The organism is Frigidibacter sp. (assembly GCF_030695035.1).
Classification (GTDB): domain Bacteria; phylum Pseudomonadota; class Alphaproteobacteria; order Rhodobacterales; family Rhodobacteraceae; genus Frigidibacter.
In genome coordinates this window covers 23,349-39,480 of the sequence record NZ_JAUYTT010000005.1, presented here as the reverse complement: position 1 = coordinate 39,480, position 16,132 = coordinate 23,349, and the positions used below count along the sequence as shown (strand labels likewise).

The 16,132-nt window shown below is 65.9% G+C and carries 14 protein-coding genes; 6 read left to right on the top strand and 8 right to left on the bottom strand.

Going from position 1 to position 16,132, the window contains the following annotated elements:
• Window positions 1–43: 43 nt before the first annotated feature.
• From Q8S30_RS02190 to Q8S30_RS02175, 4 genes are all read right to left on the bottom strand, one after another.
• Complete coding sequence (locus tag Q8S30_RS02190) at window positions 44–181, bottom strand: hypothetical protein (RefSeq protein WP_305664397.1); 138 nt, start codon at window positions 179–181, stop codon at window positions 44–46.
• 203 nt (window positions 182–384) lie between these two features.
• On the bottom strand, window positions 385–783 hold the full coding sequence (locus Q8S30_RS02185; protein WP_305664396.1) for a (deoxy)nucleoside triphosphate pyrophosphohydrolase: 399 nt from the start codon (window positions 781–783) through the stop codon (window positions 385–387).
• 7 nt (window positions 784–790) lie between these two features.
• Window positions 791–2,161 (bottom strand): bifunctional glutamate N-acetyltransferase/amino-acid acetyltransferase ArgJ, encoded by a 1,371-nt coding sequence (gene argJ / locus Q8S30_RS02180; protein ID WP_305664395.1) that lies wholly within the window; start codon window positions 2,159–2,161, stop codon window positions 791–793.
• A gap of 26 nt (window positions 2,162–2,187) precedes the next feature.
• Window positions 2,188–3,033: a peptidylprolyl isomerase gene (locus Q8S30_RS02175; protein ID WP_305664394.1), complete on the bottom strand. Its 846-nt coding sequence runs from the start codon at window positions 3,031–3,033 to the stop codon at window positions 2,188–2,190.
• Window positions 3,034–3,220: 187 nt separating this feature from the next.
• Here Q8S30_RS02175 and secA point away from each other — a divergent pair, with 187 nt between their 5' ends.
• Together secA and Q8S30_RS02165 are read left to right on the top strand one after the other, a co-directional pair.
• The gene (gene secA / locus Q8S30_RS02170; RefSeq protein ID WP_305664393.1) at window positions 3,221–5,944 is read left to right on the top strand and encodes a preprotein translocase subunit SecA; all 2,724 of its coding nucleotides are present in this window, start codon (window positions 3,221–3,223) and stop codon (window positions 5,942–5,944) included.
• A gap of 191 nt (window positions 5,945–6,135) precedes the next feature.
• Window positions 6,136–7,032 (top strand): hypothetical protein, encoded by an 897-nt coding sequence (locus Q8S30_RS02165; protein ID WP_305664392.1) that lies wholly within the window; start codon window positions 6,136–6,138, stop codon window positions 7,030–7,032.
• 3 nt (window positions 7,033–7,035) lie between these two features.
• On the opposite strand, the gene radC is transcribed toward Q8S30_RS02165, so the two are convergent.
• The 3 genes from radC to dnaK form a co-directional block, all read right to left on the bottom strand.
• Complete coding sequence (radC, locus tag Q8S30_RS02160; protein ID WP_305664391.1) at window positions 7,036–7,806, bottom strand: DNA repair protein RadC; 771 nt, start codon at window positions 7,804–7,806, stop codon at window positions 7,036–7,038.
• Between the two features lie 258 nt (window positions 7,807–8,064).
• Window positions 8,065–9,222, bottom strand: a complete 1,158-nt coding sequence (gene dnaJ, locus Q8S30_RS02155; RefSeq protein ID WP_305664390.1) for a molecular chaperone DnaJ — start codon at window positions 9,220–9,222, stop codon at window positions 8,065–8,067.
• Window positions 9,223–9,294: 72 nt separating this feature from the next.
• Window positions 9,295–11,199: a molecular chaperone DnaK gene (gene dnaK / locus Q8S30_RS02150; RefSeq protein ID WP_305664389.1), complete on the bottom strand. Its 1,905-nt coding sequence runs from the start codon at window positions 11,197–11,199 to the stop codon at window positions 9,295–9,297.
• A 177-nt stretch (window positions 11,200–11,376) separates the two neighbouring features.
• On the opposite strand from dnaK, the gene Q8S30_RS02145 reads away from it, so the two are divergent.
• Entirely contained in the window at window positions 11,377–12,021 is a 645-nt protein-coding gene (locus tag Q8S30_RS02145; RefSeq protein WP_305664388.1) for an alpha-ketoglutarate-dependent dioxygenase AlkB, read from the top strand.
• Between the two features lie 105 nt (window positions 12,022–12,126).
• Here Q8S30_RS02145 and Q8S30_RS02140 read toward each other — a convergent pair whose 3' ends face one another.
• Window positions 12,127–13,008 carry an ABC transporter permease gene (locus Q8S30_RS02140; protein WP_371135423.1) on the bottom strand — a complete coding sequence of 294 codons (882 nt, stop codon included), beginning with the start codon at window positions 13,006–13,008 and terminating at the stop codon, window positions 12,127–12,129.
• A gap of 139 nt (window positions 13,009–13,147) precedes the next feature.
• Between Q8S30_RS02140 and cysQ the strand changes: the two genes are divergently transcribed.
• From cysQ to Q8S30_RS02125, 3 genes are read left to right on the top strand one after another with little or no spacing between them, the layout of a single operon-like run.
• Entirely contained in the window at window positions 13,148–13,942 is a 795-nt protein-coding gene (cysQ, locus tag Q8S30_RS02135; RefSeq protein ID WP_305664750.1) for a 3'(2'),5'-bisphosphate nucleotidase CysQ, read from the top strand.
• A complete protein-coding gene (locus tag Q8S30_RS02130; RefSeq protein WP_305664387.1) occupies window positions 13,942–14,754 on the top strand; it encodes a 3-deoxy-manno-octulosonate cytidylyltransferase in 813 nt (270 codons plus the stop codon). The genes cysQ and Q8S30_RS02130 overlap by 1 nt, the downstream gene beginning before the upstream one ends.
• Entirely contained in the window at window positions 14,754–15,989 is a 1,236-nt protein-coding gene (locus tag Q8S30_RS02125; protein ID WP_305664386.1) for a glycosyltransferase family 2 protein, read from the top strand. The genes Q8S30_RS02130 and Q8S30_RS02125 overlap by 1 nt, the downstream gene beginning before the upstream one ends.
• Window positions 15,990–16,132 lie beyond the last annotated feature (143 nt).

Sequence of the window (16,132 nt, the reverse complement as noted above, 5' to 3'; positions counted from 1 at the left end):
GGAGGCGCGAGCCTCCCTTTTTCGTTGAAAGCCGACTCTCCTCCTAGTCGGCCTTCTGGGCAACCGGGTTACCCGCAAACACGCGCTCCCCAACGCGCACCTGGATCTTGCCATTCTCGAGCTGACGCTCGAACGTGCCCTGCACCGAAACGCAGCTGCCGACCGTGATCGTTCTCAGCATTGCAAAGTCTCCCACTTCCTGCTGTTTCCATGATGCATAAATCTTGCCCCGACCCTGCATCCCCATGCTGCAGTTTTGACATATTTATGAATGAAGCCGCAAGAACTTTTATTGCGCGAGCGGTAACTATTTTGAAACTTATTCTGCATTGCGGCGAAGACGGCGCTGCGTTGCCGCGCCCGCGACTCACCCCTTCGCGGCGATTACAGCCAGTCGCGCAGGATCGGGATCAGCGGGATATCGGCCGGGGGCATCGGGTAATCACGCAGCTGTGCCGGGCGCACCCAGGCCAGCTTTTGCCCTTCCTGGGGCGCCACGATCCCTTGCCACTTGCGGCAGGCGAAGAGCGGCATCAGGAGGTGAAAGCTGTCATAGGCGTGGCTGGCAAAGGTCAGCGGCGCCAGGCACGAGGCCCAGGTGTCGATCCCCAGTTCCTCGCGCAGTTCGCGGATCAGTGCCGCCTCGGGGGTCTCGCCGGGTTCGACCTTGCCGCCGGGAAACTCCCAGAGGCCCGCCATCGACTTGCCCTCGGGGCGCTGTGCCAGAAGCACCCTGCCGTCGGCATCGATCAGCGCGACGGCAGAGACCAGAACAACCTTCACGGCCGCCTCAGGAGCGATAGTCGGCATTGATATCGATATAGCCGTGGGTCAGGTCGCAGGTCCAAGCGGTGTAGGCCGCCTTGCCGAGGCCGAGGTCGACGCCGATCACCAGCTCATCGCCCTTCATGTAGGCCGAGGTCATCGCCTCGGAGTAATCCGGCACGCGCCAGCCCTTGTCGGCCACCAGAATGTCGCCAAAGCGGATCGCCAGCAGGTCGCGGTCGGCCTTGGCGCCGGACTTGCCGACGGCCATGACCACCCGGCCCCAGTTCGCGTCCTGCCCGGCGATGGCGGTCTTGACCAGCGGCGAGTTGGCGATGGCGAAGGCGACGCGCTTGGCGTCCTCGGCCGTCTCTGCGCCGGTCACCTGCACTTCGACGAACTTGGTCGCGCCCTCGCCATCACGCACGACCTGCTGCGCAAGATCCAGCATCACGCCGCGCAGGGCTGCCTCGAACTCTTTCGCCACGCGCGAGCGCAGGTCCGAGATTTCGGCAGCGGCCGAGGCGCCCGTGGCCGCCAGGATCAGCGCATCCGAGGTGGAGGTGTCGCTGTCCACGGTGATGGCATTGAAGGTGCTGTCCATATTGCGGGACAGGATCTTCTGCAGGTTCTTTGCCGAGATCTTGGCATCGGTGAAGATGTAGACCAGCATCGTCGCCATATCCGGCGCGACCATGCCCGAGCCCTTGGCGATACCGGCAATGCGGATCGGCCCGCCCTCGCCCTCAATCTCGGCGCTGGCGCCCTTGGGGAAGGTGTCGGTGGTCATGATCGCGCGGGCGGCGTCCTCGATGCCCTCGTCATCCAGCGCGCCCTTCAGCTCGTCGATCTTGGCGGCGATGCGGTCCCAGGGCAGCGGCTCGCCGATCACCCCGGTGGAGGAAGAGAAGACGCGGGTAGGGGGAAGGCCAAGCGCCTCGGCCACGGCGCCGGTTACGCGGTCCACGGCGTTCTGGCCATCTGCGCCGGTGAAGGCGTTGGCATTGCCGGAGTTGACCACGATGGCCGCCCCCGCCTCGGCGTTGCCCCCAGAGGCCAGCTTGGCCTGACAGTCGAGCACGCAGGCGGCGCGGGTCGAGGAGCGGGTGAAGGCGCCGGCAACCGCGGTGCCGGGGGCAAGGCGGGCAAGCATCACATCGGTGCGGCCGGCATAGCGGACCCCGGCCGCAGCGGCAGCGAATTCTACGCCGCCGATGATCGGCAGCGTCGGGAAGCCGCCCTTGGGCGCCAGCGGAGAGACGGCCAAGGGCTTCTTGCCAGCGGGCGTAGCGTCACCCCCGACGAGCTTGGACTTCAGCTTGGCGACCTTGGCCTTCAGCTTGCGCAGCTTCGGGCCGTCTTTCTTGTCGCCGTCCTTCTTGTCTTTCTTCGCCATCGCCGTTCCCTCCGCTGCCGCGTGTCTTATTCGCCCAGGATCGCTGTATCCTTCAGGATCGCCGGGTCAAGCCCTTCGTCCTTGCGCACAACATCCGCCTGTTCGGTCACGGCGGCAACACGGTCCATCACCGCCTGCTCCTGAACCTCGGCCGCCAGCTCGTCGCGCACCTCATCCAGCGCCGGGGCCTCGGCCATCCGGGTCTCGTTCAGCTTGATGATGTGCCAGCCGAACTGGGTTTGCACCGGGCCCGAGACCTGACCGGGCTCCAGCGTCTGCACGGCGGTCTCGAAAGGTTCGACCATCATCCCCAGCCCGAACCAGCCAAGTTCGCCACCATTGGGGCCCGAGGGGCCGGTGGAGCGGGTCTTGGCGACTTCCGTGAAATCCTTGCCGCCGTCGATCTCGGCCTTGATCGCCGCCGCATCTTCCTCGGTCTCGACCAGGATATGCGAGGCGTTAAATTCCTTGCTGGGGGCGGCGTCCGCATATTTCGCCTCATAGGCGGCCTGCAGCGTCTCATCGGTGACGGCGGCGATCGCGGTATCGTCCAGAACGATTCCGGCCAGATAGCCAAGCCGCTGGGTTTCCAGGATCAGCTCATCCCGGCGGCTGATCGACTTTTCGCCAAGCTGGGCCAGCGCGGTCTGCTGGATCAACTGGTCCAGCACGCCGTTGAACAGCAGGTCATCGGGCAGGGCCAGATATTCCTGCGGCAGGCTTTCGCGCATGGCGATCATCTGGCCCACGGTGATGTCCTGGCCGTTCACGGTGGCAACGACGGTATCGGCGGTCACGTCCTGTGCAGCCAGCGGGGTGGCCAGCAAAAGGCAGGCAACAGCCGCGCCTTTGAATTTCAAGCCCATCGACATCGCAGCAACTCCCGGAAGGGCCGCGTCTCGGCGCGGCGTTGACACTCTGACGGCGGCCCCTTACATCGCCTATGGTCCTGTGAGGGCCGTTCCGTCCATTGTTCGCAGCCCTTCTAGGCAAGGCGCGAAGGGCGGGCAAGGGTCGCGTCTCACACGATCCTGTCAGTTGAAGCCAAGCGGAGAAAACATGCTGGGCATCGGAAGTCTCGCGCGGAAGGTCTTCGGCACGCCGAATGATCGCAAGGTCAAATCCGCCCGCTCGCTTGTCGAGCGGATCAATGCGCTGGAGCCCGAGTTCCAGAAGCTGTCCGACGAGGGCATCAAGCAGAAGACCGAAGAATACAAGGCAAGGGTGGCGGGCGGGGAAAGCCTCGATGCGCTGCTGCCCGAGGCCTTCGCCAACTGCCGCGAGGCGGCGAAGCGGGCGCTCGGCCTGCGCGCCTTCGATGTGCAGTTGGTGGCGGGGATCTTCCTGCACCGGGGCAACATCGCCGAGATGAAGACCGGCGAGGGCAAGACGCTGATGGCGACGCTGCCGGTCTACCTCAACGCGCTTGCGGGCAAGGGCGTGCATGTCGTCACCGTCAACGACTACCTCGCCAAGCGCGATGCCGATTGGATGAGCAAGGTCTATTCCGCGCTCGGCATGACCACCGGCGTCGTTTATCCCTACCAGCCCGATGCCGAAAAGCGCGCCGCCTACCGCGCCGACGTGACCTATGCCACGAACAACGAGCTGGGGTTCGACTACCTGCGCGACAACATGAAAACCTCGGTCGAGGAGATGAGCCAACGCGGCCATTTCTACGCCATCGTCGATGAGGTCGACAGCATCCTGGTCGATGAGGCGCGCACGCCGCTGATCATTTCCGGCCCCTCGCAGGACCGGTCCGACCTTTACAAGACGCTGAATGCCTTCATCCCCGAACTGACCGAAGAGCATTACAAGCTGGATGAGAAGGCCCGCAACGCCACCTTCACCGAAGAGGGCAACGAATATCTGGAGCAGCGCCTGCACGCCGCAGGTGTGCTGCCCGAGGCGCAGACGCTGTATGACCCCGAGTCGACCAGCATCGTGCACCACGTCACCCAGGCCCTGCGTGCCCACAAGCTGTTCCTGAAGGACCAGCATTACATCGTGCGCGACGGCGAGGTGATGCTGATCGACGAATTCACCGGCCGGATGATGCGCGGCCGCCGCCTGTCGGACGGGCTGCATCAGGCGATCGAGGCCAAGGAAGACGTCAAGATCCAGCCCGAGAACGTGACGCTGGCATCCGTGACCTTCCAGAACTACTTCCGCCTTTATGGCAAACTGGCCGGGATGACCGGCACCGCGGCCACCGAGGCCGAGGAGTTCATGGAGATCTACAAGCTGGGCGTGGTCGAGATCCCGACCAACCGGCCGATCCAGCGGATCGACGACCACGACGCCGTCTATCGCACCGCCCGCGAGAAGTATGAGGCCATCGTCAAGGCGATCCATGAGGCGCATGCCAAGGGCCAGCCGATGCTGGTCGGCACCACCTCGATCGAAAAGTCGGAAATGCTGGCAGCGATGCTGACCAAGGAAGGCGTGCCGCACAACGTGCTGAACGCCCGCCAGCATGAGCAGGAGGCGAAGATCGTCGCCGACGCCGGCAAGTTCGGCGCGGTGACCATCGCCACCAACATGGCCGGCCGCGGCACCGACATTCAGCTGGGTGGCAATGTCGAGATGAAGGTGATGGAGGCGCTGGCCGCCGATCCCGAGGCGCATCCCGACCAGCTGCGCAGCCGGATCGAGGCTGAACACGCCGAGGAAAAGCAGAAGGTGCTGGAGGCGGGCGGGTTGTTCGTTCTGGCCTCGGAACGGCACGAAAGCCGGCGGATCGACAACCAGCTGCGCGGCCGTTCGGGCCGGCAGGGCGATCCGGGGCGGTCTTCGTTCTTCCTCAGCCTCGAGGATGACCTGATGCGGATCTTTGGGTCCGAGCGTCTGGAAAAGGTGCTGTCCTCGCTGGGGATGAAGGAAGGCGAGGCCATCGTCCATCCTTGGGTGAACAAGTCGCTGGAGCGCGCGCAGGCCAAGGTCGAGGGCCGCAACTTCGACATCCGCAAGCAATTGCTGAAGTTCGATGACGTGATGAACGACCAGCGCAAGGCGATCTTCGCGCAGCGCCGCGAGATCATGGAAGCGGAAGACCTGTCGGAAATCGTGCGCGACATGCGCCACCAGCTGATCGACGATCTGGTGCATGAGCATATGCCGCCGCGGTCCTATGCCGACCAGTGGGACATCACCGGGCTGGATGCCGCCGCGCGCGACAAGCTGGCGCTGGAGATGCCGATTGCCGAATGGGCCGCCGAGGAAGGCGTGGACCAAGACGAGATCCGCGCCCGGATGGAGCGCGAGACCGATGCCTTCATGGCCGACAAGGCCGAGAAGTTCGGGCCTGAGTCGATGCGCAACATCGAAAAGCAGATCCTGCTGCAGACCATCGACGCGAAATGGCGCGAGCATCTGGTGACGCTGGAGCATCTGCGCTCGGTCGTGGGCTTCCGCGGCTATGCGCAGCGCGACCCGCTGTCGGAATACAAGACCGAGGGTTTCAGCCTGTTCGAGACGCTGCTGGAAAGCCTGCGCGCCGAGGTGACGCAGAAGCTGGGCCAGATCCGGCCGCTGACGCAAGAAGAACAAGATACGCTGATGAAGCAGTATCTTGCGCAGAACGCGCCGAAGAAACCGGCTGAGGAGGCGCCTGCGGTAGAGGCTCCGGCGCCCGCGCCGCTGGCCGCTCCGGCTGCGGCAGAGGCTCGGCCGGGGTTCGACGAGGCGGATCCGGCGAGCTGGGGCAACCCGTCGCGCAACGATCCCTGCCCTTGCGGATCGGGTGAGAAGTTCAAGCATTGCCATGGCAAGTTGGCCTGACTTCCACGAATTGTGACGTGATTTGGACGGGGCCGGGGGCAAGGATGCCTCCGGCCCTTTCTCTTGTGGCCCCGGCGCTCCATGTCGCTATCTGTGGCAATGGTCCCGCGCCGAAAACGCCCCCACATGGCCGTGCCCTTGCCGCTTTTCCCCAGCATTAACGATGCTTGGGATTGGGTAGGTGGAGACGGATGATGATGGTTTCCCGGGCACAGATCATGATGGCAGGCTTCGCCTTGGCGATTGCCGGCAGCAGCGGCTATCTGATGGAAGACGGCGCGCCGCCTGTGCCACCGACGCAGATCGTGCCGCTGTCGGCGGCGCTGGACAGCGCAGAGATGCCGGTCGATCTGGCGGTGCCTGAGTTGCCGACCCTACCGGATGTTGCGGTGCGAATGGCGGATGCGCCGCTGCCAGTGTTGCCCGAGTCCGCCGCGCCCGCGGGCTGTGCGCCTGCGATGCTGACGCTGTCGCCGCTACCGGGCGCGATGATCGCGGTGGCGGTCGAGGCGCCCTGCCGTGCGGGGGAGCGGCTGGAAATTTTCCATGCGGGGCTTGGCTTTGCGGTGCGGCTGTCCGATCAGGCGAGCTGGCAGGGGGCCGTACCTGCGCTGACCGAGGATGCGGCGATCGCGCTGCGGTTTGAGGCGGGGGATGAGCTGTTGGGGCGGATGCGGCTGGCCGATCTGCCGGGGCTGGTGCGGGTGGGCGTGGAGTGGCGCGGGACGGCGCCGCTGGAGCTGCACGCCTATGAAAATGGCGCTGCGTTCGGCGCGCCGGGGCATGTTCATGCCGGGGCGCCGGAGGGGCGGCTGATGGTGCTGGGGGATGCGACGCTGGCGCGGCCGATGCAGGCGCAGGTCTATACTGCGCCTGCTGGTGGTGCTGTGGCGCTGGAGATTGCGACCGAGATCGGGCCGGAGAGTTGCGGCAAGCCGTTGGAAGCGCAGGCTTTTCGGGCGGAGGCTGGGGCGCCTGTGGTGCTGACGGCGATCACGCTGGCGCTGCCGGGGTGCGACCAGTTGGGCGGCTATGTGGTGATGCCGCTGCCGGGGGTGGCGGCGCAGCGGCTGGCGCTGGCGGACTGAATTTCACAGCAGACCCTGGGCACGGAAGCTGAGTTCGCGGCTTTTGCCGATGATCAGGTGGTCGTGCAGGGTGATGCCCATCACCTGCGCCGCGTCCTGGATCTGGCCGGTGACGATGATGTCCTGATCGGACGGGGTGGGGTCGCCCGAGGGGTGGTTGTGGACCAGGATCAGCGCGCTGGCGTTGAGTTCGAGGGCGCGTTTGACCACCTCGCGCGGATAGACGGGGACATGGTCGACGGTGCCCTTGGCCTGTTCCTCATCGGCGATCAGCACGTTCTTGCGGTCGAGATAAAGCACCCGGAACTGCTCGGTTTCCCGATGCGCCATCGCAGTGTGGCAATAGTCCAGCAGCGCGTTCCACGAGGAAAGAACCTGCCGGTTCAAGACCTTGGCGCGTGCCATGCGCTGTGCCGCAGCCTCCACGATCTTCAGCTCCTGCACCACGGCATCGCCCACGCCCTGCACTTCGGCCAACCGGTGGGCCGGGGCGGTGATGACGCGGTTGAAGTCGCCGAAACAGTCCAGCAGGCGGCGGGCGAGGGGTTTCACGTCCTGCCGGGGGATGGCGCGGAAGAGGACCAGCTCCAGCAGTTCATAGTCCGGCATGGCGGCCGCGCCGCCCGCCATGAAGCGGGTGCGGAGGCGTTTGCGGTGGTCGCGGATGTAGCTGGGGAGGCGGCCTTCAGGGAGATGCGCGGCGTCGCCCGCGGCCTCGTCGCCGTCGAGGTCGAAGAGGGAGGGGGCTTCGTGAAGGGCGCGAGTCGGGCACATGCCGGCAGCGTGCGGGGATGTGGTGAAGGAAAGGTTAACGGGTTTTGCGCGGGAGGGCGAAAAACGGGGGCAAAGCGCTGAAAAGGCGGGATTTTCGGGATGCAGAAACCATGCAGAACCTATGCAGATGTTATGCATACGATTTGCGGGTTGATGCGGTTCGTCAGATGGCCCCCCGGCGGCGCTGAAGCGCCTCGATTCCGGGCAAGAAAAAAGGGCGCCCCGTGGGGCGCCCTGATGCTTCCGCTGGGAAAGGCCTCAGCCCTTCATCCCGTCCCAGAAGCTTTTGACCTTCGAGAAGAAGGACGAGCTTTCCGGGTTGTTGTCCTCGGACAGCTTTTCGAACTCGCGCAGCAGGTCTTTCTGGCGGCTGGTGAGGTTCACCGGGGTTTCCACCGCCAGCTCGATCAGCATGTCGCCGGTGCCGCCGCCGCGCAGGGCCGGCATGCCCTTGCCGCGCAGGCGCATCTGGCGGCCGGTCTGGCTGCCGGCGGGGATCTTCACCCGGCTGCGGCCGCCGTCGATGGTGGGCACCTCGACCTCGCCGCCAAGGGCGGCGGCGGTCATGCCCACGGGCACGCGGCAGAAGAGGTTGACACCGTCGCGCTGGAACAGCTGATGCTCGCGCACCTCGAGGAAGATGTAGAGATCGCCAGCCGGGCCGCCGCGCATCCCGGCCTCACCCTCGCCGGCAAGGCGGATGCGGGTGCCGGTCTCAACGCCCGCGGGGATGTTGACCGAGAGCGAACGTTCCTTTTCGGTGCGGCCAGCGCCGTGGCAGACCTTGCAGGGGTTCTTGATGGTCTGGCCGAGCCCGCCGCAGGTGGGGCAGGTGCGTTCGACCGTGAAGAAGCCTTGCTGGGCGCGGACCTTGCCCATGCCCGAGCAGGTGGGGCAGACGGTGGGTTCGGCGCCGCCCTCGGCCCCGGTGCCGGTGCAGGCGGTGCAGGCGACCGAGGTGGGGACGGTGATGGTCTTCTGCGCGCCGCGGAACGCCTCGTCGAGCGAGATGCGCATGTTGTAGCGCAGGTCGGAGCCGCGCTGGGCGCGCTGGCGCCCACCGCCGCCCCCCGGGCCACGCCCGCCCATGAAGTCGCCGAAGAGATCCTCGAACACGTCGGAGAAGGCCGAGGCGAAATCGCCCTGACCGGGGCCGCCGGGGCCGGGGCCACCGCCGCGCGGGCCGCCGCCTTCGAAGGCGGCATGGCCGTAGCGGTCATAGGCGGCCTTGCGGTTTTCGTCCTTCAGGATGTCATAGGCCTCGTTGACCTCCTTGAAGCGGGATTCAGCTTCGGGGTCATCCTGATTGCGGTCCGGGTGCAGTTCTTTCGCCTTGACCCGGTAGGCCTTCTTGATCTCGTCGGCACCCGCGCCGCGCGCGATGCCCAGGATTTCATAGTAGTCGCGCTTTGCCATGCTGCACCCCTTGTCGGAACATGAAGGACCGGCCCGCCCTGGGGCGGACCGGCCTTGGCCGTTCCAGCGCGCTTAGCGGCGCTTGTTCTCGCCCAGATCCTCGAAATCGGCATCGACGATGTCGTCATCCGCCGAGCGGACCTCATCCTCGTCCTTGCCGCCTTCGCTGGCCTGGGCCTTGTAGATCGCCTCGCCCAGCTTCATCGCGGCTTCGGTCAGGTTCTGGATCCCGCTGCGGATCTTGCCCGCGTCTTCGGTCTTCAGCGCCTCTTCCAGCGGACCCATGGCCAGCTCGATCGCCTCGACGGTGGAGGCATCGACCTTGTCGCCATGCTCGTCCAGCGACTTGCGGGTCGAGTGCAGCAGGCTTTCGCCCTGGTTGCGGGCCTCGACCATGTCGCGGCGGGCCTTGTCGCCTTCGGCATTCGCCTCGGCGTCGCGGACCATCTTGTCGATCTCATCATCCGACAGGCCGCCCGAGGCCTGAATGGTGATGTTCTGCGACTTGCCGGTGCCCTTGTCGCGGGCCGAGACAGACACGATGCCGTTGGCGTCGATGTCGAAGGTTACCTCGATCTGCGGCATGCCGCGCGGGGCGGGCGGGATGTCCTCAAGGTTGAACTGGCCCAGCATCTTGTTGTCCGAGGCCATTTCACGCTCGCCCTGGAAGACCCGGATCGTCACCGCGTTCTGGTTGTCTTCGGCGGTGGAGAAGATCTGCGACTTCTTGGTCGGGATCGTGGTGTTGCGGTCGATCAGGCGGGTGAAGACGCCGCCGAGGGTCTCGATACCCAGCGAGAGCGGGGTCACGTCGAGCAGGACCACGTCCTTGACGTCGCCTTGCAGCACGCCGGCCTGGATCGCGGCGCCGAGGGCCACGACTTCATCGGGGTTGACGCCCTTGTGGGGTTCCTTGCCGAAGAAGGCGGTCACCTCTTCCACCACCTTGGGCATCCGGGTCATGCCGCCGACCAGAACCACTTCGTCGATGTCACCCTTGGACACGCCGGCATCTTTCAGCGCGGCGGCGCAGGGCTTCAGCGAGGCCTTGATCAGGTCCATGACCAGCTGTTCCAGCTTCGAGCGGGTCAGTTTCATGACCATGTGCAGCGGCTGGCCCGAGTTGCGGTCCATGCTGATGAAGGGCTGGTTGATCTCGGTCTGCTGGCTGGAGCTGAGCTCGATCTTGGCTTTCTCGGCGGCTTCCTTCAGGCGCTGAAGGGCCATCTTGTCCTTGGTCAGATCGACGCCGTGTTCCTTTTTGAACTCGTCGGCGAGGTAGTTGACGATGCGCATGTCAAAGTCTTCGCCGCCGAGGAACGTGTCCCCGTTGGTCGATTTCACTTCGAAGAGGCCATCGTCAATCTCGAGGATCGTGATGTCGAAGGTGCCGCCGCCGAGGTCATAGACGGCGATGGTCTTGGCATCTTTCTTGTCGAGGCCATAGGCGAGCGCGGCGGCGGTCGGTTCGTTGATGATCCGCAGCACTTCGAGCCCGGCGATCTTGCCGGCATCCTTGGTGGCCTGACGCTGAGCATCGTTGAAATAGGCCGGGACGGTGATGACGGCCTGGGTGACGGTCTCGCCGAGGTAGGATTCGGCGGTTTCCTTCATCTTCTGCAGGATCATCGCCGAGACCTGGCTGGGCGAGAACTTCTCGCCGCGGGTTTCGACCCAGGCATCGCCATTGCCGCCGTCGACGATGTTGTAGGGGACCAGCTTGCGGTCCTTCTCCACTTCCGCGTCGGTGACGCGGCGGCCGATCAGGCGCTTGACGGCGAAGACGGTGTTGGCGGGGTTGGTCACGGCCTGGCGCTTGGCGGCCTGACCGACAAGGCGTTCGTTGTCGGTAAAGCCGACGACGGAGGGCGTGGTGCGGGCCCCTTCGGAGTTTTCGATGACGCGCGGTTGCGACCCGTCCATGATGGCGACGCAGGAGTTCGTGGTCCCGAGGTCGATCCCGATGACTTTGGCCATGTAAAATACCTCATGCAGTGGCGATGTTGTGGACGGCAGGCCCGAGCGCGGCCCCTGCCCTCCGATCCCAGTCTTTTGTGCGGCCGGGAGTGGACCCGGTTCCGGCTTCTGGCCGTATATAGGGAGGGGCATTTGGCGCTGCAAGCGGCGGCAGTGCGGGGGAAGGCGGAGAAAGTCATGGAAAATGCCGAAGAAGTGGAACATCCGGGCAGGGCGGCGGTTCCCAGCCGGGACATTCGCGGGTTTGCGCTGCATGACGGTTGGCTGGGGCCGGCGGAGCAGGCGGCGCTGGTGGAGGATTTGCGGGGCGTGATCGCCGCAGCGCCGCTGTTTTCACCGATGACGCCCTATGGCAAGCCGATGAGCGTGCGGATGACATCCGCCGGCAGCCTTGGCTGGGTGTCGGACCGGCGCGGCTATCGCTACGCGCCGCTGCATCCCGAGGGCACGCCCTGGCCGCCGATTCCCGAGAGGGTGCTGGCGGTGTGGCGGGCGGTATCGGGGGTGGAGCGGCTCCCGGATTGCTGCCTGATCAACTTCTATGGCGAGGGCGCCAAGATGGGGATGCATCAGGACCGGGACGAGGCGGACTTTGCATGGCCGGTGGTGTCGATCAGCCTGGGCGACGACGCGCTGTTCCGCATCGGCAATCTGGAGCGGGGCGGGAAGACGGAGAGCCTGTGGCTGCGGTCGGGCGATGTGATGGTAATGGGCGGCGCCGCGCGGCTGGCCTATCACGGGGTGGACAGGGTGGCGTTCGGCACCTCGACGCTGCTCCCGAAGGCAGGGCGGATCAACCTGACGCTGCGGGTGGCGACGTAAGCGGGCAGGCTCGTTCGCACTGTCAGAGGGCAGGGCCCGGCCGCCGGGTGGGCGCTGCCCGGCGGCGCGAAAGCGCCCTGATTCCGGGCAAGAAGAAGGAAGTTTTTACCTTGCAGACCAGCTCGCCGAGACGCGGCGGCGGGTGTAGAACTCGCCCATCATCCCGATCATCGCCACGACCAGCATCGCGTAGATCGGATAGCTGACCGAGGTGTGGTGCGGGTTGTAGTTAATGAACACGAAGCCGCGCGTCTGGTCGATGATGTGGAACAGCGGGTTCCAGTCGAAGAACTGCAGCAGCGTGTAGGACAGCGAGTTGGCGACGAACATCTTGCCCGAGGCGAACATGCTGGCGCGGGTGTAGATCGACTGCAGGATCTGCACGAGCCGCGGCGCCCAGGGCCGCATCCCCAGCAGCACGAGGCCAAGCGCCACGCCGTAAAGCCATGCCATGATCACCATGCCCATCGCCGGGATCGGCTGAGAGATGGTGATTGGCGTGAACAGGACGTGGTAGCCGTAGAGCAGCACCGCCATTGTCAGCACTTGCAGATAGAGCGCGCCGAGGGCAGCCGAGGCGATGGACACGGCGGTGGTCATCGGGCCGTGCTGCTGCATCTGCGACAGGGCGGCGCCGGCGCCCGACACGGCGCCCATCGTCTTGGTATGGGCCATGAAGACCGAGATGCCGGTCATCATGTACAGGAAATAGTCGCCGCGCAGTGCGGCGCCGCGCATCCCGATCAGCGTCATCACGAAGTAGAAGACCAGTAGCATCGAAGCGGTCTGGAAGACATTGATCAGCAGGCCATAGATCGCGTTGCCGTGGCCCTGACGCACGCTGCGCACGGTCGAGTGAAAGATCAGCTCGGACAGCGTGACCGCGGCCATCAGCGGGCTCTTCTGCGTCTCGCGGTGGAACATCTGCTGTACGATCCCGATCTGCCGCGGGGGCCCGCGGCGGCGCTTGACGGAACGTCCCTGCACCGCACCCACAAGGGGATCTGGCCCAAGAAACCTTGCCGTTCCTTCCGCTGGCGATCATAAGTGGAGCGCAGGATTTTATCAACAAAGCATGAATTCGGCGCTGCTGCCGGGCCATGCCTGCGACGGCAAGGAGACAAGGGTGAATTTCACGGACCTGACCGCGGTGATGCGGCGCCTGGCGCTCGAGGCTGGCGACCGGATCATGGAGATCTACAACTCGCCCGATTTCGAGGTGAAGACCAAGTCGGATTCCAGCCCGGTGACCGAGGCCGATGAGGCGGCGGATGCGCTGATCTCGGCCGGGCTGCGGGCAGCTTTCCCGGATGTGGCGCTGGTGACCGAGGAGCAGGCGGCGAGCCACGGCCAGGAGGTGAGCACCTTCCTGATCGTCGATCCGCTGGATGGCACCAAGGAGTTCGTGCAGCGCCGCGGCGACTTCACCGTGAACATTGCCTATGTGGAAAACGGCGTGCCGCTGCGCGGGGTGGTCTACGCGCCCGCCAAGGGCCGGTTGTTCTACACGCTGCCCGATGGCCGCGCGGTGGAAGAGCATGGGGCGTTCGACAAGACCGCGCCGGGTACGCAGGCGCCGATCATGGTGTCCACCCCCGACAACCGGGGCCTCATGGTGGTGGCGTCGAAGTCGCACCGCGATCAGGCGACGGATGATTACATCGGCCAATATGCGGTGCGCGACATGACCTCGGCCGGGTCGAGCCTGAAGTTCTGTCTGGTGGCGACCGGCGAGGCGGATCTGTATCCGCGGCTGGGGCGGACGATGGAATGGGATACGGCGGCCGGGGATGCGGTGTTGCGCGGCGCGGGCGGTGAGGTGATCAGCTTTGAGGATCACGCGCCGCTGGTCTATGGCAAGCCGGGCTTCGGCAATCCGTTCTTCATCGCCTACGCCCCCGGCGTGCTGCTGGTGAAGTGATGCCGAGCGAAACAGGCGTTCTTGTCGTGGTGCCCGCCCGCTACGCCTCCACCCGCTATCCGGGCAAGCCGCTGGTGGCGCTGACCGGGGCGGACGGGGTGGCGCGCACGCTGATCCGCCGCAGCTGGGAAGCGGCGATGGCTGTGCAGGGCGCTGACCGTGTTGTCGTGGCGACCGATGATGACCGGATCCGCGAGCACGCCGAGGGGTTCGGGGCCGAGGTGGTGATGACCTCGGAAGACTGCCGCAACGGGACCGAGCGCTGCGCCGAGGCGCATGAGGTTCTGGGAGGCGGCTTTGGCATCGTGGTGAACCTGCAAGGCGATGCGCCGCTGACGCCGGCCTGGTTCGTCGAGGATCTGGTGGCGGGCCTGCGCGCCGATCCCGGGGCCGAGATCGCGACGCCGGTGCTGCGCTGCGAAGGCGCGATGCGTGAGAGCCTGCTGGAGGACCGCCGCAATGGCCGCGTGGGGGGCACCACGGCGGTGTTCGGTGCGGGGGGGCGCGGGCTCTACTTTTCCAAGGAAGTGATCCCGTATTGCGGGCGGAATTATGCGCCAGAGGAGATGACGCCGGTGTTCCACCATGTCGGCGTCTATGCCTATCGCCCGGCGGCGCTGGCGGCCTATCCGGGCTGGCAGATCGGCCCGCTGGAGGCGCTGGAGGGGCTGGAGCAGCTTCGGTTCCTGGAGAACGGGCGGAGCGTGAAATGCGTCGAGGTGGAGGCGCGGGGTCGGCAGTTCTGGGAGCTGAACAACCCCGAGGACGTGCCGCGGCTCGAGGCGATGATGGCCGGGATGGGCATGGCCTGATGCCGCCGGTGCGGGCGAGTCTGATCATCGTCTCGCGGCACCGGACGGAGACTTTGCTGCGCTGCCTGACGGCGGTGCGGCAGCTGGACCACACAGAGTTCGAGTTGATCGTGGTGGCCGATCCGGTGGCGGCGGCGGCAGTGCGGGCGCTTGCCTTGCCGCTGAAGCTGGTGGCGTTCGATGCGCCCAACATCTCTGCCGCGCGCAATGCCGGGATCGCGGTGGCGGCGGGCGAGGTGGTGGCCTTCCTCGACGATGACGCGGTGCCGGAACCGACATGGCTGCGCCGGCTGACGGCCCCCTTTGCGGACCCCGAGGTAAGCGCCGCGGGCGGCTGGGTGCGCAGCCGCAACGGGATTTCGTTCCAGTGGCAGGCAGGCACCGTGGACCGGCTGACGCGGCCAGCGCCGATGGCGGTGCCGGGGGATCGGGTCAGCCTGCACCGCGCGGTGCCGGGCGTGGCGGTGGAGATCAAGGGCACCAACTGCGCCTATCGGCGGGATGTGCTGTGCCGGCTGGGCGGGTTCGACCCCGGGCTGCGCTATTACCTCGATGAGACCGAGCTGAACCTGCGGCTGGCGGCGGCGGGCGCGCTGGTGGCGGTGGTTCCGGGCGCGCAGGTGCATCATTTCAAGGCCGGAAGCCGGCAGCGCAGCGCGCGCCGGGTGCCGCGCAGTCTGCATGACATCGGCGCCAGTACGGCGATCACGCTGCGGCGCCACGGGGCCAGCGCGGCGGAGATTGCCGCGACCCGCGACTGGCTGATGCGTGGCGAGAGGGCCAAGCTGATTCGCTTGATGGTCGCAGGAGGGATCGAGCCGCGGGACGTGGGGCGGTTGGCGCACACATTGGAGGCGGGCTTTGCGCAGGGGCTGGCCGAAGAGCTGCCGCCGCTGCCGGCCCTGCCAGATGGTGCGGATTTCCTGCCGCTGCCCGCAGGGCCCCGGGCCGGACGGCTGCTGGCGGGGCGATTGTGGCAGGCAGCGCGTTTGCGTGCCAAGGCAGCGGCTTGCGCGGAGCGCGGCGAGATCGTGACGCTGATCTTGATGGACTCGACACCGCGCTATCACTGGCAGCACTACGACTCGCGCGGGTTCTGGGAACAGTCCGGCGGGCTGCTTGGTCGTGCTGCGCGGACCGAACCGAGGGTGCGCCTTTGCGCATTCCCTGATAGGATTGTGCAGGAGAGCCGCAGATTGAGCGAAAATCGGCCTATATCGGCAGAAACTTCCTGACCGTCTCGGCGGTTTCTTGCACGACATGCCACAATTTCTGCGAAAATGCTGCATATGCAAACTGTGGCGTGAGTGAGGCTTGTGCAGGTGATGCACAGAACGCATTAATTCAGACGCGACGTCCGGCCATGCGGCCATGCCGG